Genomic DNA, 19,362 nt, shown 5'->3' on the forward strand with positions numbered 1-19,362 from the left:
TCGACACTGCGCGGACGGCCGCCCGCAGAACCCATTGAAGCAACGACGAAACACGCACAGACCATGACCGATCACACGATGCGCCTCTCCGGCCTCGAGCCGTTCAACGTCACTTCGGGGACGCTCTTCATCAACGTCGGCGAACGCACCAACGTGACGGGCTCGAAGGCATTCGCGCGGATGATCCTGAACGGCCAGTTCGACGAAGCGCTGGCCGTCGCGCGCCAGCAGGTCGAAAACGGCGCACAGGTCATCGACGTGAACATGGACGAAGCGATGCTCGATTCGAAAGCGGCGATGGTGCGCTTCATGAATCTGATCGCGTCGGAGCCGGACATCGCGCGCGTGCCGATCATGATCGACTCGTCGAAGTGGGAGGTGATCGAAGCGGGCCTCAAATGCGTGCAAGGCAAGGCGATCGTCAACTCGATCTCGCTGAAGGAAGGCGAAGAGAGCTTCCGCCACCAGGCGAAGCTGATCCGCCGTTACGGCGCGGCGACCGTCGTGATGGCATTCGACGAACAGGGCCAGGCCGACACGTTCAAGCGCAAAACGGAAATCTGCAAGCGCTCGTACGACATTCTCGTCAACGAAGTGGGCTTTGCGCCCGAAGACATCATCTTCGATCCGAACATCTTCGCGATCGCGACGGGCATCGAAGAGCACAACAACTACGCAGTCGACTTCATCGAAGCGACGCGCTGGATCAAGCAGAATCTGCCGTATGCGAAGGTGAGCGGCGGCGTGTCGAATGTGTCGTTTTCGTTCCGCGGCAACGATCCGGTGCGCGAGGCGATCCACACTGTGTTCCTCTACCACGCGATTCAGGCGGGCATGGACATGGGCATCGTCAACGCTGGCCAGTTGGGCGTGTACGCGGACCTCGACGCCGAATTGCGCGAGCGCGTCGAAGACGTGGTGCTGAATCGTCGCGAAGACGCAACGGACCGCATGCTCGAAATCGCCGACAAGTTCAAGACGGGCGCCGCGAAGAAAGAAGAGAACCTCGAGTGGCGCAATCAGGGCGTCGAGCAGCGTCTCGCGCATGCGCTCGTGCACGGCATCACGAACTTCATCGTCGAAGACACGGAAGAAGCGCGCGTCAAGATCATGCAAGGCGGCGGCCGCCCGATCAACGTGATCGAAGGCCCGCTGATGGACGGCATGAATATCGTCGGCGACCTGTTCGGCCAGGGCAAGATGTTCCTGCCGCAAGTGGTGAAGTCGGCGCGCGTGATGAAGCAGGCCGTCGCGCATCTGATTCCGTTCATCGAAGAAGAAAAGCGTCTGCTCGCCGAAGCGGGCGGCGACGTGCGCGCGAAAGGCAAGATCGTCGTCGCGACCGTGAAGGGCGACGTGCACGATATCGGCAAGAACATCGTCTCCGTCGTGCTTCAGTGCAACAACTTCGAGGTGGTCAACATGGGCGTGATGGTCCCGTGCAACGAGATTCTCGCGAAGGCGAAAGTCGAAGGCGCGGACATCATCGGGCTGTCGGGCCTGATCACGCCGTCGCTCGAAGAGATGGCCTACGTCGCCTCGGAAATGCAGCGCGACGACTACTTCCGCGTGAAGAAAATTCCGCTGCTGATCGGCGGCGCAACGACTTCGCGCGTGCACACCGCCGTGAAGATCGCGCCGAACTACGAAGGCCCCGTCGTGTACGTGCCGGATGCATCGCGATCGGTGTCGGTGGCGTCGAACCTGCTGTCGGACGAAGGCGCCACGAAGTATCTCGACGAACTGAAGGCCGACTACGACCGCATCCGCCATCAGCATGCGAACAAGAAGGCCCAGCCGCTCGTCACGCTCGCGCAAGCGCGCGCGAACAAAACGAAGGTCGACTGGAGCGCGTATCAACCCGTGAAGCCGAAGTTCATCGGCCGTCGCGTGTTCAAGAACTTCGATCTGAACGAACTCGCGAACTACATCGACTGGGGTCCGTTCTTCCAGACGTGGGATCTCGCCGGTCCGTATCCCGCGATTCTCAATGACGAGATCGTCGGCGAATCGGCGCGGCGTGTGTTCTCGGATGCGAAGTCGATGCTCGCGCGCCTGATCCAGGGCCGCTGGCTGACGGCGAACGGCGTGATCGCGCTGTTGCCCGCGAATACGGTCAACGACGACGACATCGAAATTTACACGGACGAATCGCGCAGCGAAGTCGCGCTGACGTGGCGTAACCTGCGCCAGCAAAGCGTGCGACCCATGGTGGACGGCGTGATGCGGCCGAACCGGTCGCTCGCCGACTTCATCGCGCCGAAGGATTCGGGCGTCGCCGACTATATCGGCATGTTCGCGGTCACGGCGGGCCTGGGCGTCGACGCGAAGGAAAAGCAGTTCGAGCAGGATCACGACGACTACAGCGCGATCATGCTCAAGGCGCTCGCCGATCGCTTCGCTGAAGCGTTCGCCGAAGCAATGCATGCGCGCGTGCGCCGCGACCTGTGGGGCTATGCGCAAGGCGAGAGTCTGTCGAACGACGATCTGATCGGCGAGAAGTATCGCGGCATCCGTCCCGCGCCCGGCTATCCGGCATGCCCGGATCACCTGGTCAAACGCGACATGTTTGCCGCGCTGCAAGCAGACGAGATCGGCATGAGCGTCACCGAATCGCTCGCGATGCTGCCTGCCGCGAGCGTCTCCGGCTTCTATCTCGCGCATCCCGACAGCACGTATTTCTCGGTCGGCAAGATCGGCCAGGATCAGCTCGAGGACTACGCGCGACGCATGTCGCTGTCGAAGGCGGACGCGGAGCGCGCGCTCGCGCCGCTGCTCTGAGCGAAAGCGGCGGACGGCAGGACTATATCGCTGTCCAGAGGCTGAATATTTTCAGTTGAAAGGCCCAGCGAATATTTTCGGCTTTGTAGACTGAAAACGCTTCATCCTGCCCACCCGCCAGACGCGACCGTAAAAACGCGTCGGCTCAACGACTTGCAACCGTCAACGGAGAGAAACCGTATGAAGAAGCTGACGCTGATGTTGATCGCGTTATCGCTCGCCGCCGTCGCGCCGCTCGCCGGGGCCCAGCCTCAGGCTCCGGGCGGATCGAGTGCGGTGAGTTCGTATTCGCCGCCCACCGTCACTCACGTGAAAAAACCGAAAAAGAACAAGATGAAGAAGGGCGCGTCCGCTCCCGCGACCGCGCCGGAAGGCGCGAGCCAGTAACGCGCGAGCGCCGCGTCACAACGAAAAAAGCAACAAAAAAGCCCATCGTGAGATGGGCTTTTTCATGGCCGGAAGCGGCAGATGCGCACTCGGCCGGAATCGATTCCATGTATGTGCCGCCAGGTCCGCGACTGCGCGCACTGCACCGAGCCGGGCACACACGACAAAGCCGCCTCTGCGCGGCCTCACCGGCGCGATCCAAAGCAAAGCCGCTCAGATCCCCCAGACGATGTCCGTATTTTCCTTCTGCGCAGCGCGCAGCATGTCGAGGAACGGAAACGCGCGTTGCGCGAGACCAATCGGAATCTCGTGAGTGTCGTGGCCATCCTCCCCTTCGTGGAAGTGCCCTTCGTGCTCGGCGCGCTCCTGCTTGTCGGTCACGATCGCTGCTTCGAGCTTCGAGATCGCAACGCCGAGTTCGTCGTGGTTGATTACACCGCGTGGGCCGAGCCGCTTGCCGATGATCCCCAGCAGATATTGGGCGAGATTCTCCAACATCACCACATCGGGGGCGGAGCGGCACTTGAAAGTAATCAGCATGACTGTTCCCTTTTCGTTATGTTGGCTTCTCCCACGGGCGGCCGCATGATGCTCATGACGGTCAGCCGCACGGGTTCCGTTGCCGCGCCGGCTGCTTGCTCGGGTGTTGCCGGTGGCCACGGCCCCTGCTGGGCATCTCATTGGACATATTAGCACCTGCTAAAATCTGGCTTGACGGAAAAAGCTCGCCGCCGTGCGTCCGGGCACGCTGCATACGCTGTGCCGCTTCGCCGCCGCGCGTGTCCGGCTATCGGCACGGCGCGCGCCGCGAAGCGGTCGCCGCCCTGGCGCGCCGCAGCGTCACGCTCGCGACGCGCATCCGGCGCTCAAGCGCCTTGCACGCCGTCGACGGCCTGGTTCCGCGCCGTTCCCGGCGCTGCCCGCTTCATCGGACTGCCTCACTGGACTCGCAACAAGCATGCTGCCTGCACACAAACAAACTCTCGAAACCCTGCTGACCGACGTCGTCAAGCAGGTCGCCCAGGCCACTCAAGGTGAATCCGAAGCCGCGTTCGTCGCGCCGGCCATCACGCTCGAACGACCGAAAGTTGCCGCGCACGGCGACGTCGCGTGCAACGTCGCAATGCAGATCGCCAAGCCGCTGCGCAGCAACCCGCGCCAGCTCGCGCAACAGATCGTCGATGCGCTGCTCGTGCATCCGCAGGCCAAGGGCCTCGTCGACAGCGCAGAAGTGGCCGGTCCGGGCTTCATCAACTTGCGTCTGTCGGCTGCTTCGAAACAGGCCGTGATCGCCGCGATCTTCGAGCAGCGCGACGCCTTCGGCCGCTCGACGCGCGACGCGGGCAAGCGCGTGCTGGTCGAGTTCGTGTCGGCGAACCCGACGGGCCCGCTGCACGTCGGACACGGTCGCCAGGCCGCGCTCGGCGACGCAATGTCGAACGTGCTCGCGTCGCAGGGCTATGCCGTGCGTCGCGAGTTCTACTACAACGACGCCGGCGTGCAGATCGGCAACCTCGCGATCTCGACGCAGGCGCGCGCCCGAGGCCTCAAGCCCGGCGACACGGGCTGGCCCGAAGCAGCGTACAACGGCGAATACATCGCCGACATCGCGCGCGACTACCTGAACGGCGAAACCGTATCGGCAAGCGATGGCGAACCCGTCAAGGGCGCGGGCGACGTCGAGGATCTCGACGCAATCCGCCGTTTTGCCGTCGCCTATCTGCGTCATGAGCAGGACATGGACCTGCAGGCGTTCGGCGTGAAGTTCGACCAGTACTACCTCGAATCGTCGCTGTACAAGGAAGGCCGCGTCGAGAATACGGTGAAGGAGCTGATCGACGCCGGCAAGACCTACGAGCAGGACGGCGCGCTGTGGCTGCGCACCACCGACGACGGCGACGACAAGGACCGCGTGATGCGCAAGTCCGATGGCACGTACACGTACTTCGTGCCCGACGTCGCCTATCACGAGACGAAGTGGCAGCGCGGCTTCACGAAGGTCATCAACATCCAGGGCTCGGATCACCACGGCACGATCGCGCGTGTGCGCGCCGGTCTGCAGGGGCTCGGCATCGGCATTCCGAAGGGCTATCCCGACTACGTGCTACACAAGATGGTCACGGTGATGCGCGACGGCCAGGAAGTGAAGATCTCGAAGCGCGCGGGCAGCTACGTGACGGTGCGCGACCTGATCGAATGGTCGGGCGGCGCGCTGCCGGGCCAGGAAGCGGCGCCCGATCTGCTCGACGAAGAGACCATCCGCCGGGGTCGCGACGCGGTGCGCTTCTTCCTGATCTCGCGCAAGGCCGACACGGAGTTCGTGTTCGACGTCGATCTCGCGCTCAAGCAGAACGACGAGAACCCGGTGTACTACGTGCAGTACGCGCACGCGCGCATCTGCTCGGTGATCAGCGAATGGAAGTCGCGCTACGCCGCGGATGAAGCCATGCTGCCGTTCGCCGATCTGTCGCCGCTCGACAGCGAGCGCGCGATGGCCCTGCTGCAGAAGCTCGCCGAATTTCCCGACATGCTGACGCACGCCGCCGACGAACTCACGCCGCACGCGGTCGCGTTCTATCTGCGCGATCTCGCCGGCGAATTTCACTCGTTCTACAATGCCGAACGCGTTCTCGTCGACGAAGAAGCGCAGCGCAATGCGCGCATCGCGCTGCTCGCGGCCACGCGCCAGGTGCTGGCGAACGGCCTCGCCGTGATCGGTGTGTCGGCACCCGCCAAAATGTAATCTCCACGCGCTTTAATTAAAACGTCAGGTGGATGGCCGTCGCTATAATCGACGGTCATTCCAGATTTCCTTTTGCAGGTGAAACAGACGATGGCAAAACCACGCCGCACAACGAAGCAATCGAAACAGACCGGGGGCACTTTTCTCGGTATCGTGCTAGGCCTGATCGTCGGCCTGGCCATCGCGGTGGTGGTGGCGCTCTACATCACGCGCGCGCCCACGCCGTTCGTCGCGAAGGTCGCGCCGCCCGCCGCATCGGATGCCGGTGCAAGCCAGCCTCAGTACGACCCGAACCGTCCGCTGCAAGGCAAGAGCCCCGGCCAGCCGGTGCCGCAAGCCGCGCAGCCCGCGCCGCCCAACACGGCGCCCGGCCAGACCACGAACCAGTCGCAGACTTCGGGCATGCTCGAAGAACCGCAGATCGTCGAAGTGCCGCCGACCAACAACGGCGTCGCCGTCCCGCCGAAGCCCGCTCAGGACAACGGTGCGAACGCGAACAACGGCGCCAGCAACAACACCACGACGGCGATGAACCAGCCGCGCAAGCCGCCGCAAGCGACCAGCGCGCCGAGCATCGCAAACAACGCACCGAATCAGCCGAAGGCCGGTTCGACGCCGAATGGCACGCCGCCCTCCGCCGCCGACGCGAACACGGGCTATCTGCTGCAGGTCGGCGCATACAAGACGTCCGCCGATGCCGAACAGCAGCGCGCGCGGCTCGCGTTCCAGGGCTTCGAATCGAAGGTCACGCAGCGCGATGCGGGCGGTGTGACGTACTATCGCGTTCGAATCGGCCCGTTCTCGAAGTTCGAGGACATGAACACCACGCGTCAGCGCCTGTCCGATGCGGGCGTCGACACCGCCGTCATCCGCTTCACCAAGCAGTGATTCACACGCAGTAACGGGTTGTCACGCGCCGCCGCTGAACCTTCAGCGCGCGGCGCGAGTCTCATGTGCGGCAGACGCCTGCCGTCGAACAGTTGCGGTCGCGGCGCGCCAAAGCCCGCCACCGTTACTTCCCCTGATTGGGTTCACAAGACATGAAAAAACTGCTGAGCATTCTTTTCCTCTCTTTCGGCCTCGTCGCGAGCGCGGCGCAAGCAACGCCCGCCGCGCCCGTCGCCGGCAAGGACTACACGGTGCTGTCCACGCCGCAGCCCGTCGAGGAGCCCGCCGGCAAGATCGAAGTCATCGAGTTCATGTGGTACGGCTGCCCGCACTGCAACGAATTCGATCCGTACCTGGAATCGTGGGTCAAGAAGCAGGGTCCGGACGTCGTGTTCAAGCGCGTGCCCGTCGCCTTCCGCGACGATTTCATTCCGCACTCGAAGCTCTATCACGCCGTCGACGCGCTCGGCCTCGCGAACCAGCTCACGCCGACCATCTTTCACGAGATCCACGTCAACAAGAACTATCTGCTGACGCCGGAAGATCAGGCCAAATTCCTCGCGAAGAACGGCGTCGATTCGAAGAAGTTCATGGACGCGTACAACTCGTTCTCGACGCAGAGCGCGATTCAGCGTGACAAGAAGCTGATCGAAGATTTCCGGATCGACGGCGTGCCGACGCTGGCCGTGCAGGGCAAGTACGAAACGGGCCCCGCGCAGACGAACAGCCTGCCCGGCACGCTTCAGGTGCTCGATTACCTGGTCGGCCAGGTTCGCGCGAAGAAGATGTAATTCCATTCACGCACGACGGCCGGTATGAGTTCACCGTTGAAGGTTTTCATCACCGGCGCGTCGAGTGGCATAGGCGAAGCGCTCGCCGCCGAATACGCGCGGCGCGGCGCGATTCTCGGCCTCGTTGCCCGTCGTGGCGACGCTCTCGCCCACTTCCGGCAGTCCCATCCCCAGAACGCGATTTCCGTGTATTCCGTCGATGTGCGGGACGCGGACGCGCTCGCTCGTGCCGCGCAGCAGTTCATCGCGGAACACGGCTGTCCTGACATGGTGATCGCGAACGCGGGCATCAGCCACGGCGCCGTGACGGGCCACGGCGATTTGCAAGCGTTTCGCGACGTGATGGACGTGAACTACTTCGGCATGGTCGCGACGTTCGAGCCGTTCGCGTCGGCGATGATCGCCACGCGCAAGGGCACGCTCGTCGGCATCGCCAGCATCGCGGGCGTGCGCGGGCTGCCGGGCTCGGGCGCGTACAGCGCGTCGAAGTCGGCGGCGACGAAGTATCTCGAAGCGCTGCGCGTCGAGATGCGGCCGCTCGGCGTGTCGGTGGTCACGATCGCGCCCGGCTATATCCGCACGCCGATGACCGAGCGCAATCCGTACCCGATGCCCTTCCTGATGGACGCTGACCGCTTCGCCGAAAAGGTCGCCGATGCGATCGCGCGCAAGAAGCGCTTCGCGATCTTCCCGTGGCAGATGCGCTTCGCGGCGATGCTGCTGCATGTGCTGCCGCGCTGGCTCTACGACGCCGTCTTCGAAAAGGCCCCGCGCAAGCCGCGCGCCGCCCGCTGAATCATGCCCGCGCGTGCCGTCGATGCAGCCGGTATCGAGCACGCGAAAGCAGGTAGCGGCGCGCGCATCGTGTCGCTGGTGCCGAGCATCACCGAACTTCTCTTTGCATTGAAGCTCGACGCGCAGATCGTCGGGCGAACGGGCTTTTGCGTGCATCCGCGTGACAAGGTGCGCAAGGTGCCGAAAGTCGGCGGCACGAAGGCGGTGAAAATCGATGCCGTGCGCGCGCTGCAACCCACTCATGCAATCGTCAATATCGACGAGAACGAGCGCGAAACCGTCGAGAAATTGCGCGAGTTCGTGCCGCATATCGTCGTCACGCATCCGCTTGCGCCGACCGATAATCTCGCGCTGTACGCGCTGCTCGGCGCGATTTTCGACCGCGAGAACGAGGCGCAACAGTTGGCCTTCGCGTTGCAGACGCAACTCGACGCGGCCTCTTCGCGCGTATGGCCGCAGCAAAACGTGCTTTACGCGATCTGGCGCGAGCCGTGGATGACGGTCGCGCGCGACACCTATATTTCGGCGATGCTGCGCGTCGTCAACTGGCAGACGCTGCCGGACGTACAAGGCGGTGACAAAGGCGCCGCCCGTTATCCGTCGTTCGATTTCGACGCCGCGTGGCTCGATGACGTCGATCGCGTGCTGCTGTCGAGCGAGCCGTATCGCTTCACGCAGCAGCATTGCGACGCGCTCAAACAGAATGCGCGCCTCAAGGGCAAACGGATCGAGCTGATCGATGGCGAGATGGTGTCGTGGTACGGCTCGCGCGCAATCGACGGCATCGCGTATCTTTCTCGCTACGCCAGCCGCTAGCGTGAATGCGCAACCATATCGATATGCGGATTCAATTGTTGTCGCTGCCGTAAGCGTTCGATAAGCTTGCGCCAGAGCCGGCGGAATGTGACGCACTGCACCGGCGCCGAATCCGTATCAGAATGAAAATACGTGAAGCACCTGCCCGGAGCGCGCGCAGTGCACGACAGAATGCACGACGCCGCCCCGCCACGAAGAATTCGAAATTCCGGGAGATCTTATGCGTTTCAAGCTGCTCGCCGCCACGACGCTGACGGCCCTCGCCATCGCACCTGCGCTGACCATCGCAAAACCGCTTACCGTTTGCACCGAATCGAGCCCTGACGGCTTCGACGTCGTTCAGTACAACTCGCTCGTCACGACCAACGCATCGGCGGATGTGATTTTCAACTCGCTCGTGTCGTATGACGAAGCTGCGAAGAAAGTCGCGCCGTCGCTCGCCGACAAGTGGGACGTGAGCGCCGACGGCCTCACGTACACGTTCCATCTGCATCCGAACGTGCAGTTCCAGACCACCGACTACTTCAAGCCGACGCGTCCGCTGAATGCCGACGACGTCGTCTTCACGTTCGACCGCATGCTCGACGACAACAACCCGTGGCACAAGGTGGCGGGCGCGAGCGGCTTTCCGCATGCGCAGTCGATGGGTCTCGTGAAGCTGATCAAGTCGGTATCGAAGATCGACGACAACACAGTGAAGTTCGAACTGAACGAGCCGAACGCGACCTTCGTGTCGATCCTGACGATGGGTTTCGCGTCAATCTATTCGGCCGAATACGCGGACCAGTTATTGAAGGCCGGCAAGCAGGCCGATCTGAACGCAAAGCCGATCGGCACCGGTCCGTTCGTGCTGAAGAGCTATACGAAGGATTCGATCATCCGCTATGACGTGAACCCGTCGTACTGGGGCCCGAAACCGAAGATCGACCGGCTGATCTACGCGATCACGCCCGATGCCGCCGTGCGCGCGCAAAAGGTGAAGGCGGGCGAATGCCAGATCGCGCTGTCGCCGAAGCCGCAGGATGTCGCGGATGCGAAGAAGGACAAGTCGCTCGCCATCGTCGAGACACCCGCGTTCATGACAGCGTTTGTCGCGCTCAACACGCAGAAGAAGCCGCTCGATAACCAGAAGGTGCGCGCCGCGCTCAACATGGCGTTCGATCGCACGTCGTACCTGAAAGCCGTGTTCGACAACACGGCGACGCCCGCGAACAATCCGTATCCGCCGAACACATGGAGCTACGACAAGGCGGTGAAGCCGTGGCCGTACGACACCGACAAGGCGAAGAAACTGCTCGCCGAGGCAGGCTATCCGGATGGTTTTTCGACGACGATCTGGGTGCGTCCGACCGGCAGCGTGCTGAATCCGAATCCGAAGGCGGGCGCCGAAATGCTACAGGCCGACTTCGCGAAGATCGGCGTGAAAGCCGAGGTGAAGGTGATCGAATGGGGTGAGCTGATCAAGCAGGCCAAGCAGGGCCAGCACGACACGCTGTTCATGGGCTGGGCCGGCGACAACGGCGACCCGGACAACTATCTGTCGCCGCTCTTCAGCTGCAATGCGGTGAAGTCGGGGATCAACTTCGCACGCTACTGCGACCCGGAACTCGACAAGCTGATCGAGCAGGGCAAGCAAACCGCGGATCAGAGCAAGCGCACGAAAGCGTATCAGGCCGCGCAGCAGATCATCCACGATGAGGCGCTGTGGATTCCGCTCGGGTATCCGACCGCGACCGCCATCACGCGGACTAACGTACGTGGGTATCACGTCAGTCCGTTTGGTCGGCAGAACTTTGGGGCGGTGGTGGTGCAGTAGTCAACGTCGTTACGAAACGGTCTGCATTTGGCGGCCCGAGCGCAATCGCGTTCGGGCCGTTTTGCATTCGGCAGTGCCTGCTCGATGTGCGTTCACGCAAGCGTGCGAGCGCTAATGGCGCCCGCGATAAGCCAGCGCTCTTATCGCATCTCGAACCGGATGACCCCATCCGCGCCCTGCACGCGCTTCATTTCCCCCGCGAGCCACAACAGGTGCAAGTGCGCGAGCGCTTCGCCCATCGCAAACGTCATCTGATGGATATCGAGCTCGCGTTTGAACATGATGGGCACGATGTCCGCCGCGCTGCACGGCTTCTGCGCGCAAGCGGTGCGCACTTCCGCGAGGCGTGCCGCGTGATGGTCGCGCAGTTGAAGGATGCGCGTATGCAGCCCGCGAAACGGCTTGCCATGCGACGGCAGCACCAGCGTGTCGGCGGCCATCGTTTCGTAGCGGCCGAGTGATCCGAGATACAGCGCAAGCGGATTGCCTTCCGGCTCGATGTCGAACACCGACACGTTCGTCGAAATGCGCGGCAACACCATATCGCCGGAAATCAGCACGCCGTCCGCTTCTGCGTGCAATGCGCAATGCTCCGGCGAATGACCGAAGCCCGTCACGACGCGCCATGTACGCCCGCCGATCGTCAGCGCATCGCCCTCGCGCATACGTCGGTATTGGCGCGGCACCGACGGCACCAGGTTCGAGTAGTAGCTCTTGCGATTGCGCAGCTTGTCCAGCGATGCTTCGTCCGTCAGGCCATGCCGCGCGAAATGCCGCGCCGCGCCCTCGCCGCCCGCGTTCGAGCCGTCGCCTGCCGCCATCACGCGGCCCAGCATGTATTCGCCGAGCGTGATCCACAGACGCACGTTCCAGCGCTTCTTGTCGCCGCCTTCGCACAGCCAGTCCGCGAGACCGAGGTGATCCGGATGACAGTGCGTGACGATCACGCGCAGCACGGGAAGACCTTCGAGCATCGAATCGAACAGCGTCTCCCAGTTCGCGCGGATTTCGTCCGACGCGATGCCGCAATCGACGATCGTCCAGCCCTTCTGTCCGTCGATCTCGTCGCGCAGCAGCCAGAGATTGATGTGATCGAGTGCGAACGGCAGTGGCATGCGCAGCCAGTAGACACCGGGCGCGACTTCCTGCGTCGCGCCGGCGGCGGGCATCCGGTCGGCGAACGGGTATTCGAGTTGGTGTTCGAGAGCATTCATCGTGGGGGTGTCTCCGTCGGCGGCGCGACGCATCGGTGAATCGCGAACCGTGTGCGACGTGCAGCGCGGGTTGCGCTTTGTTCAGGTTGACGATAACGTAAACGTCGATTCTAACGTTCAATCCGGTTTTGTGCCCGGCCGCGCGAAAGCCAGATAGGCCGGACAGGCCGGACGATTCGATGAACACCCGACGATGAACACGCAATACACGACGCAATACACGATCACCGAACTGGCCCGCGAATTCGACGTGACGCCGCGCGCGATCCGTTTCTACGAGGACCAGGGTTTACTCTCGCCGAGCCGCGAAGGATCGAGCGGACTGCGTCGCGTGTACTCGGGCCGCGACCGCACGCGGCTCAGGCTCACGCTGCGCGGCAAGCGGCTGGGCTTCACGCTGTCGGAAATCCGCGCGCTGCTGGATCTGTACGATTCGCCGACAGACACTGTTCCCCAGTTGGAGGCGTTTCTCGCGACGGTGATCAGGCATCGCGAAGTGCTCGAACGCCAGCGCGAAGACCTGAACGCGACGCTCGAAGACCTCGCGCAGTATGAAGCGCAGGCGCGCGTGCTGCTCGAAAGCGGCATGCGCGGCAGCGGCTATGACGAAGCGGAAAAACTCGCGCACGCAGACGCATCGAAAGAAAAAACCTGAGCAGGAGATCGGACGACATACACGATAGTTGGCGCGGCTTTGCGTGAAGATGTGCCGAACGCCCTGCAACACGCTTCAAAAGACGATGCGTCGGCGCTGCGCCCGAAGGCCTGAAGCGGCCTGAAGGCGTCTCGCAAGCTCACCCGGGCGATACAATCGCGGGTGTCTTCACGACATTGAACGAATGCACGGTCGACATGAATCACTTTCCCAAACTGCTGTCGTCACAGATCGGCTTCGACGTCGCGGAGACGCTGCTCGAAGGCTTCGACCGGCATTACCACATCTTCCGTAAAGCCGCGATTCGCGCGAAAGACCTGTTCGAAGCCGGCGACTGGCATGGCCTGCAAAAGCTCGCGCGGGACCGCATCACGTCGTATGACGATCGCGTGCGCGAATGTATCGAAAAGCTCGAAGACGAATACGACGCGGAGAACATCGACGACGACGTGTGGCAGCAGATCAAGCTGCACTACATCGGTCTCTTGACGACGCACCGCCAGCCCGAATGCGCGGAGACGTTCTTCAACTCGGTGTGCTGCCACATCCTGCACCGCTCGTACTTCAACAACGATTTCATCTTCGTGCGGCCCGCGATCTCGACGGAGTACATCGAGAACGACGAGCCCGCCGCGAAGCCGACGTATCGCGCGTATTACCCCGGCAAGGACGGGCTCGCCGTCACGCTGGAGCGCATCGTCACGAACTTCCAGCTGAACCTGCCGTTCGAGAATCTCACTCGCGATGTCGAGTGCGTGATCCAGTCGTTCCGCGACAACTTCGGCACCTTCAACAATGAAGCACCGAATTTCCAGATTCATGTGCTGTCGTCGCTGTTCTTCCGGAACAAGGCGGCGTACATCATCGGCCGTGTGATAAACGGTGACGCGATGGTGCCGTTCGCGCTGCCGATCCATCACGTGAAGCCGGGCCTGCTCGCAGTCGATGCGCTGCTCTGCCGGCGCGACCAGTTGCTGATCATCTTCAGCTTTTCGCATTCGTACTTCCTCGTCGATATGGAAGTGCCGTCCGCGTATATCGAGTTTCTCGGCAGCATTCTGCAAGGCAAGCCGAGGGCGGAAATCTATACGTCGGTGGGTTTGCAGAAGCAGGGCAAGAATCTCTTCTATCGCGATCTGCTGCGGCATCTGAAGCACTCGAGCGATCTGTTCATCGTCGCGCCCGGCATCAAGGGCATGGTGATGCTCGTGTTCACGCTGCCGTCGTTCCCGTATGTGTTCAAGCTGATCAAGGACTCGTTTCCGCCGCCCAAGGACACGACGCGCGAAAAGGTGCAGAACAAGTATCAGTTGGTGAAGCGTCACGATCGGTTGGGACGCATGGCCGATACGCTCGAATATTCGAGCGTCGCGTTGCCGCTGTCGCGCCTCGATGACGCGCTCATTCGCGAGCTGGAAAAGGAAGCGCCATCGATGCTCGAATACGAAGGCGATAATCTCGTGATCAAGCATCTGTATATCGAGCGCCGCATGGTGCCGCTTAATATCTTCCTGCAACACGGCACCGACGCCGACATCGATCACGGCATCAAGGAATACGGCGACGCGGTAAAGGAACTGATGCAGGCAAACATCTTCCCCGGCGACATGCTGTACAAGAACTTCGGCGTGACGCGTCATGGACGCGTCGTGTTCTACGACTACGACGAAATCGAGTACCTGACCGACTGCAACGTGCGCGCCGTGCCGCCGCCGCGCAATGAGGAAGACGAGATGTCGGGCGAGCCGTGGTACACGGTCGGACAGCACGACATTTTCCCGGAAACGTACGGCACGTTTCTGCTCGGCGATCCGCGCGTGCGCGAATCGTTCATGAAGCATCACGCGGATTTCTTCGATCCGTCGCTGTGGCAAAAGAACAAGGACTCGATTCTCAAGGGCGAATTGCCCGACTTCTATCCCTATGACCGCAGCCTGCGCTTTTCCGTCCGCTATCCGGAACGGTTCGCTGCGGATCGCGCAGCCGATACGGATCTGGCGCCCGCCGTGCGCGTCGCGTGAACGCGCGCAGCGTCCACCATTGGATAAACAGACACACGCTATTTACGTCGAAACGATCATGAACCCGAACGCCTCTTCCGCCCCTCATCCTCTCGCGCATCTGTTCAGGAATAACGATGCGTGGGTCGCGCACAAGCTCGAAGAAGACCCTGAATTCTTCTCGCGGCTCGCGCATCAGCAGGCGCCCGAATATCTGTGGATCGGCTGCGCGGATTCGCGCGTGCCCGCCAACGAAATCATCGGCTTGCCGCCGGGCGAAGTGTTCGTCCACCGCAACATCGCGAACGTCGTCGTGCATACGGACCTGAACTGTCTGTCGGTGATCCAGTTCGCCGTCGATCTGCTGAAGGTCAAGCACATCATGGTCGTCGGCCACTACGGCTGCTCGGGCGTCGGCGCGGCGCTGCTCGGACGGCGCGTCGGTCTCGCCGACAACTGGCTGCATCACGTGCAGGACGTGCGCACGAAGCACGCAGCGCTGCTCGAGGAATGGCCGATGGGCGAAGCGCGGCATCGGCGTCTCGTCGAACTGAACACGATCGAGCAAGTGGTCAACGTGTGCCGCACGACGATCGTCAACGACGCCTGGGCGCGCGGCCAGGACCTCACCGTTCATGGCTTGGTGTACGGCGTGCATGACGGGCGCGTGCGCGATCTCGGCATGACGGTGAAAGATCCGGCAGCGCTCGAAGGAATCTATACGAATTGCGTCGCGGCCGTATCGGCGAGCCGCGCGCACACAGCAGACAACGACATGGTCGCCGCCGATGCCGCAAAGCTCGGCGGTGTGGCCGCTGTCGTCCATGGAGTCATCAAGGAGCTGAAACATGAGTGAGACAAACCACGATCCGATCGTCATCGTTTCCGTCGCGCGCACGCCGATGGCGGCGTTCCAGGGCGATTTCGCATCGCTGACGGCGCCGCAGCTCGGCGCAGTCGCGATCAAGGCGGCCGTCGAACGCGCGGGCCTCAAGCCCGAGCAGATCGACGAAGCCGTGATGGGCTGCGTGCTGCCCGCGGGCCAGGGCCAGGCGCCCGCGCGTCAGGCTGCGCTCGGCGCGGGCCTGCCGCTGTCGACGTGCTCGACGACTGTCAACAAGATGTGCGGCTCCGGCATGCGCGCCGCGATGTTCGCGCACGACATGCTGACGGCCGGTTCCGTCGACGTGATCGTCGCGGGCGGCATGGAGAGCATGACGAACGCGCCGTATCTGCTGCCGAAGGCGCGCAGCGGAATGCGCATGGGGCATGGCCAGGTGCTCGATCACATGTGTCTCGACGGCCTCGAAGACGCCTATGACAAAGGCCGTCTGATGGGCACGTTCGCGGAGGAATGCGCAGCGTCGTTCGACTTCACGCGCGAAGCGCAGGACAAGTTCGCCATCGAATCGCTGAAGCGCGCGAAACGCGCGAACGAAGACGGTTCGTTCGCGTGGGAAATCGCGCCCGTCACCGTCGAAGGCAAGAAAGGCAGCGTGACCGTCGAGCGCGACGAGCAGCCGTTCAAGGCGAACCTCGACAAGATTTCGACGCTCAAGCCCGCGTTCAGCAAGACGGGCACGGTGACGGCCGCGAACTCGTCGTCGATCAGCGACGGCGCAGCGGCGCTCGTGATGATGCGCGAATCGACGGCGAAAAAGCTTGGCGTGACGCCGCTCGCGCGCGTCGTCGGCCACTCGACGTTCGCACAGGAGCCGGCGAAGTTCACGACGGCGCCCGTCGGCGCGATCCGCAAACTGTTCGACAAGAACGGCTGGAAGGCGGCGGACGTCGATCTGTACGAGATCAACGAGGCGTTCGCCGTCGTCACGATGGCCGCGATGAAAGAGCACGGCCTGCCGCACGACAAGGTGAACGTGAACGGCGGCGCCTGTGCGCTCGGCCACCCGATCGGCGCATCGGGCGCGCGCATTCTCGTCACGCTGATCGGCGCGCTGAAGAAGCGCGGGCTGAAGCGCGGCGTCGCGAGCCTGTGCATCGGTGGCGGCGAAGCGACGGCGATGGGCATCGAGCTCGTCTAACCCTTGTTCCAACGACAGCGCGCGGCAATCCGCGCGCAAGAGGACACGTCATGAAGACCGTGTTGATCGTAGGCGCGTCGCGCGGCATCGGCCGCGAGTTCGTGAAGCAATACCGGCACGACGGCTGGCGCGTGCTCGCCACCGCGCGCGACGACGTATCGCTCGGCGAACTCGTCGCGCTCGGCGCCGAAGCGTTTTCGCTCGACGTCGCCGATCCCGAGGAAATCGCCGCGCTCGGCTGGAAGCTTGATGGCGAACGGCTCGATACCGCCGTGATCGTGTCGGGCGTGTATGGGCCGCATACGGAAGGCGTCGAGACGGTCAGCGCGGAAGACTTCAACTTCGTAATGGCGACCAACGTGCGCGGGCCGATGCAGCTGATCCCCGTTCTGCTCCCGCTCGTCGAGGACGCGCGCGGCGTGCTCGCCGTGCTGTCGAGCCGCATGGGCAGCATCAACGAGACGACGGGCACGACGGGCTGGCTGTATCGCGCGAGCAAGGCGGCGCTGAACGACGTGCTGAAGGTGACGTCCGTGCAGACGCGCACGGCCACGTGCGTCTCGCTGCACCCTGGCTGGGTGCGCACGGACATGGGCGGCGCCAGTGCCGCCGTCGATCCGGCGCACAGCGTGAAAGGCATGCGCGAAGTGCTCGCGCAGGCGGCAAGCACGCCGCATCTCTTTCATGGCCGCTTCTTCCAGTACGACGGCACCGCGCTCGAATGGTGAGCGTCACACTAACCGGGGAGACATCCGCATGCTGCTCGATCAGGACCATCTGATGATCCGCGACGCGGTTCGCACCTTCGTGCGCGAAGCCGTGACGCCAAACGCCGCGCAATGGGATCGCGACCGCACGTTTCCCGCCGACGTGCATCGTCAGCTTGCAGAACTCGGCGCGTATGGCGTGCTCGTGCCCGAAGAATACGGCGGCGCCGGGCTCGACGCGCTCGCGCTCGCTGTGATACTGGAAGAAATCGGGGCAGGCGACGGCGGCACGTCGACGGCGATCTCCGTCAACAACTGCCCCGTGTGCAGCATTCTGCTGACATATGGCAACGAGGCGCAGAAGCGCGACTGGCTCACGCCGCTTGCGCGCGGCGAGATGCTCGGCGCGTTCTGCCTCACCGAGCCGCAAGCGGGCTCGGATGCGTCCGCGTTGCGCACCACGGCCACGCGCGATGGCGACTTCTACGTGCTCAACGGCGTCAAGCAGTTCATCACGAGCGGCAAGAACGGCAACGTCGCGATCGTGATGGCCGTCACCGACAAGAGCGCCGGCAAGCGCGGCATCAGCGCGTTCATCGTGCCGACGGATACGCCGGGCTATGTCGTCGCGCGCCTCGAAGACAAGCTCGGCCAGCATTCGTCGGACACCGCGCAGATCGTCTTCGACAACTGCCGCGTGCCCGCCGCGAATCTGATCGGCGCGGAGGGCGAAGGGTATCGGATCGCGCTGTCGGGCCTGGAGGGCGGGCGCATCGGCATCGCCGCGCAGAGCGTCGGCATGGCACGCGCGGCGCTCGAAGCAGCACTCGCGTACGCAAAGGAGCGCGAGAGCTTCGGCCAGCCGCTGTTCGCGCATCAGGCCGTGCAGTTCCGTCTCGCCGACATGGCGACGCAGCTCGAAGCGGCGCGCCAGTTGATCTGGCACGCGGCATCGCTGAAAGATGCTGGCCAGCCCTGTCTCACGGAAGCGGCAATGGCGAAGCTGTTCGCGTCGGAAGCGGCGGAGCGGATTTGTTCGGCTGCGTTGCAGATTCACGGCGGCTACGGCTATCTGAGCGATTTTCCCGTCGAGCGCATTTATCGCGACGTGCGCGTGTGCCAGATCTATGAAGGCACGAGCGACATCCAAAAAATCCTGATCGCGCGCGGACTGAACTGAACACCGCTCTTTTATGACTGCATCAGCGAAGCAACGCCCTGTCGATTGCCCTTGCGGCGGCGCCGCGCCGGATCGACGCGACACCGGCAAGCCGCCGCGTTTCGCCGACTGCTGCGGCCGCTACATCGACGGCGGCGCCGCTGCTCCGACCGCGCTCGAACTGATGCGTTCGCGCTATAGCGCCTACGTGCTCGGCGAGTCCCAATACTTGCGGGACACGTGGGCGGCACAAACCTGCCCCGCCGATCTCGACGTCGACGCCGATGCGCCCGATGCACCGCGCTGGCTCGGTCTGCAGATCAGGCGCTACACATCACTCGACGATACGCACGCCGAAGTAGAGTTCGTTGCGCGCTACAAGGTAAGCGGACGGGCGCATCGGCTACATGAATCGAGCCGTTTCATCAGAGGTGAAGATGGGCGCTGGCGTTATGTCGACGGCGATGTGAGCGATCGCTGACACCCAGGCTTCGATAGCCGCGCGATAGCGTCCGCAGCAAGTGTTCACATCACTCAAAAAGGGGCGGATTCCACAACAAAATCAAGG

At 63.1% G+C, this 19,362-nt stretch carries 17 protein-coding genes; 15 read left to right on the forward strand and 2 right to left on the reverse strand.

Annotated elements, in window-relative coordinates; translation table 11 throughout:
* The first annotated feature begins 33 nt into the window (after nucleotides 1–33).
* Both metH and GCT13_RS21940 read left to right on the forward strand, forming a co-directional pair.
* Nucleotides 34–2,781: a methionine synthase gene (gene metH, locus GCT13_RS21935; protein ID WP_321574530.1), complete on the forward strand. Its 2,748-nt coding sequence runs from the start codon at nucleotides 34–36 to the stop codon at nucleotides 2,779–2,781.
* A 180-nt stretch (nucleotides 2,782–2,961) separates the two neighbouring features.
* On the forward strand, nucleotides 2,962–3,168 hold the full coding sequence (locus GCT13_RS21940) for an acid-shock protein (RefSeq protein ID WP_152761551.1): 207 nt from the start codon (nucleotides 2,962–2,964) through the stop codon (nucleotides 3,166–3,168).
* A 213-nt stretch (nucleotides 3,169–3,381) separates the two neighbouring features.
* Here the strand turns inward: GCT13_RS21940 and GCT13_RS21945 are convergent, their stop codons facing one another.
* Complete coding sequence (locus GCT13_RS21945; RefSeq protein WP_152761676.1) at nucleotides 3,382–3,708, reverse strand: DUF1840 domain-containing protein; 327 nt, start codon at nucleotides 3,706–3,708, stop codon at nucleotides 3,382–3,384.
* A gap of 418 nt (nucleotides 3,709–4,126) precedes the next feature.
* Here GCT13_RS21945 and argS point away from each other — a divergent pair, with 418 nt between their 5' ends.
* The 6 genes from argS to GCT13_RS21975 all read left to right on the forward strand — a co-directional run bounded on the left by argS (nucleotide 4,127) and on the right by GCT13_RS21975 (nucleotide 11,017).
* On the forward strand, nucleotides 4,127–5,911 hold the full coding sequence (argS, locus tag GCT13_RS21950; protein ID WP_152761553.1) for an arginine--tRNA ligase: 1,785 nt from the start codon (nucleotides 4,127–4,129) through the stop codon (nucleotides 5,909–5,911).
* 90 nt (nucleotides 5,912–6,001) lie between these two features.
* Nucleotides 6,002–6,799, forward strand: coding sequence for an SPOR domain-containing protein (locus GCT13_RS21955; RefSeq protein WP_152761555.1), 798 nt, complete (start codon nucleotides 6,002–6,004; stop codon nucleotides 6,797–6,799).
* A 152-nt stretch (nucleotides 6,800–6,951) separates the two neighbouring features.
* Nucleotides 6,952–7,590: a thiol:disulfide interchange protein DsbA/DsbL gene (locus GCT13_RS21960; protein WP_152761557.1), complete on the forward strand. Its 639-nt coding sequence runs from the start codon at nucleotides 6,952–6,954 to the stop codon at nucleotides 7,588–7,590.
* Nucleotides 7,591–7,614: 24 nt separating this feature from the next.
* Nucleotides 7,615–8,385, forward strand: a complete 771-nt coding sequence (locus GCT13_RS21965; protein ID WP_152761559.1) for an SDR family oxidoreductase — start codon at nucleotides 7,615–7,617, stop codon at nucleotides 8,383–8,385.
* 3 nt (nucleotides 8,386–8,388) lie between these two features.
* Complete coding sequence (locus tag GCT13_RS21970; protein WP_152761561.1) at nucleotides 8,389–9,201, forward strand: helical backbone metal receptor; 813 nt, start codon at nucleotides 8,389–8,391, stop codon at nucleotides 9,199–9,201.
* A 220-nt stretch (nucleotides 9,202–9,421) separates the two neighbouring features.
* Nucleotides 9,422–11,017 carry an ABC transporter substrate-binding protein gene (locus tag GCT13_RS21975; protein ID WP_152761563.1) on the forward strand — a complete coding sequence of 532 codons (1,596 nt, stop codon included), beginning with the start codon at nucleotides 9,422–9,424 and terminating at the stop codon, nucleotides 11,015–11,017.
* Nucleotides 11,018–11,157: 140 nt separating this feature from the next.
* Here GCT13_RS21975 and GCT13_RS21980 read toward each other — a convergent pair whose 3' ends face one another.
* Entirely contained in the window at nucleotides 11,158–12,231 is a 1,074-nt protein-coding gene (locus GCT13_RS21980; RefSeq protein ID WP_152761565.1) for an MBL fold metallo-hydrolase, read from the reverse strand.
* A 193-nt stretch (nucleotides 12,232–12,424) separates the two neighbouring features.
* On the opposite strand from GCT13_RS21980, the gene GCT13_RS21985 reads away from it, so the two are divergent.
* From GCT13_RS21985 to GCT13_RS22015, 7 genes are all read left to right on the forward strand, one after another.
* Nucleotides 12,425–12,886: a MerR family transcriptional regulator gene (locus GCT13_RS21985; protein WP_152761567.1), complete on the forward strand. Its 462-nt coding sequence runs from the start codon at nucleotides 12,425–12,427 to the stop codon at nucleotides 12,884–12,886.
* A gap of 197 nt (nucleotides 12,887–13,083) precedes the next feature.
* Entirely contained in the window at nucleotides 13,084–14,907 is a 1,824-nt protein-coding gene (gene aceK, locus GCT13_RS21990) for a bifunctional isocitrate dehydrogenase kinase/phosphatase (protein WP_152761569.1), read from the forward strand.
* Nucleotides 14,908–14,965: 58 nt separating this feature from the next.
* Entirely contained in the window at nucleotides 14,966–15,742 is a 777-nt protein-coding gene (gene can, locus GCT13_RS21995) for a carbonate dehydratase (RefSeq protein ID WP_152761570.1), read from the forward strand.
* The gene (locus tag GCT13_RS22000) at nucleotides 15,735–16,928 is read left to right on the forward strand and encodes an acetyl-CoA C-acetyltransferase (protein ID WP_152761572.1); all 1,194 of its coding nucleotides are present in this window, start codon (nucleotides 15,735–15,737) and stop codon (nucleotides 16,926–16,928) included. The genes can and GCT13_RS22000 overlap by 8 nt, the downstream gene beginning before the upstream one ends.
* 50 nt (nucleotides 16,929–16,978) lie before the next feature.
* On the forward strand, nucleotides 16,979–17,656 hold the full coding sequence (locus GCT13_RS22005; protein WP_152761575.1) for an SDR family oxidoreductase: 678 nt from the start codon (nucleotides 16,979–16,981) through the stop codon (nucleotides 17,654–17,656).
* A 28-nt stretch (nucleotides 17,657–17,684) separates the two neighbouring features.
* The gene (locus GCT13_RS22010; protein WP_152761577.1) at nucleotides 17,685–18,815 is read left to right on the forward strand and encodes an acyl-CoA dehydrogenase family protein; all 1,131 of its coding nucleotides are present in this window, start codon (nucleotides 17,685–17,687) and stop codon (nucleotides 18,813–18,815) included.
* A 13-nt stretch (nucleotides 18,816–18,828) separates the two neighbouring features.
* Nucleotides 18,829–19,275: a YchJ family protein gene (locus tag GCT13_RS22015; RefSeq protein WP_152761579.1), complete on the forward strand. Its 447-nt coding sequence runs from the start codon at nucleotides 18,829–18,831 to the stop codon at nucleotides 19,273–19,275.
* The last annotated feature ends 87 nt before the right edge of the window (nucleotides 19,276–19,362 follow it).

This window comes from Paraburkholderia franconis, assembly GCF_009362735.1.
Taxonomy (GTDB): Bacteria; Pseudomonadota; Gammaproteobacteria; order Burkholderiales; family Burkholderiaceae; genus Paraburkholderia; species Paraburkholderia franconis.

Coding starts and splice junctions, on each gene's coding strand:
- GCT13_RS21975 (WP_152761563.1), top strand. CDS start 9,422: ATGCGTTTCAAGCTGCTCGCCGCCACGACGCTGACGGCCCTCGCCATC.
- GCT13_RS21985 (WP_152761567.1), top strand. CDS start 12,425: ATGAACACGCAATACACGACGCAATACACGATCACCGAACTGGCCCGC.
- aceK (WP_152761569.1), top strand. CDS start 13,084: ATGAATCACTTTCCCAAACTGCTGTCGTCACAGATCGGCTTCGACGTC.
- GCT13_RS21970 (WP_152761561.1), top strand. CDS start 8,389: ATGCCCGCGCGTGCCGTCGATGCAGCCGGTATCGAGCACGCGAAAGCA.
- GCT13_RS22005 (WP_152761575.1), top strand. CDS start 16,979: ATGAAGACCGTGTTGATCGTAGGCGCGTCGCGCGGCATCGGCCGCGAG.
- can (WP_152761570.1), top strand. CDS start 14,966: ATGAACCCGAACGCCTCTTCCGCCCCTCATCCTCTCGCGCATCTGTTC.
- GCT13_RS22010 (WP_152761577.1), top strand. CDS start 17,685: ATGCTGCTCGATCAGGACCATCTGATGATCCGCGACGCGGTTCGCACC.
- argS (WP_152761553.1), top strand. CDS start 4,127: ATGCTGCCTGCACACAAACAAACTCTCGAAACCCTGCTGACCGACGTC.
- GCT13_RS22015 (WP_152761579.1), top strand. CDS start 18,829: ATGACTGCATCAGCGAAGCAACGCCCTGTCGATTGCCCTTGCGGCGGC.
- GCT13_RS21955 (WP_152761555.1), top strand. CDS start 6,002: ATGGCAAAACCACGCCGCACAACGAAGCAATCGAAACAGACCGGGGGC.
- GCT13_RS21940 (WP_152761551.1), top strand. CDS start 2,962: ATGAAGAAGCTGACGCTGATGTTGATCGCGTTATCGCTCGCCGCCGTC.
- GCT13_RS21980 (WP_152761565.1), bottom strand. CDS start 12,231: ATGAATGCTCTCGAACACCAACTCGAATACCCGTTCGCCGACCGGATG.
- GCT13_RS21960 (WP_152761557.1), top strand. CDS start 6,952: ATGAAAAAACTGCTGAGCATTCTTTTCCTCTCTTTCGGCCTCGTCGCG.
- GCT13_RS21965 (WP_152761559.1), top strand. CDS start 7,615: ATGAGTTCACCGTTGAAGGTTTTCATCACCGGCGCGTCGAGTGGCATA.
- GCT13_RS22000 (WP_152761572.1), top strand. CDS start 15,735: ATGAGTGAGACAAACCACGATCCGATCGTCATCGTTTCCGTCGCGCGC.
- GCT13_RS21945 (WP_152761676.1), bottom strand. CDS start 3,708: ATGCTGATTACTTTCAAGTGCCGCTCCGCCCCCGATGTGGTGATGTTG.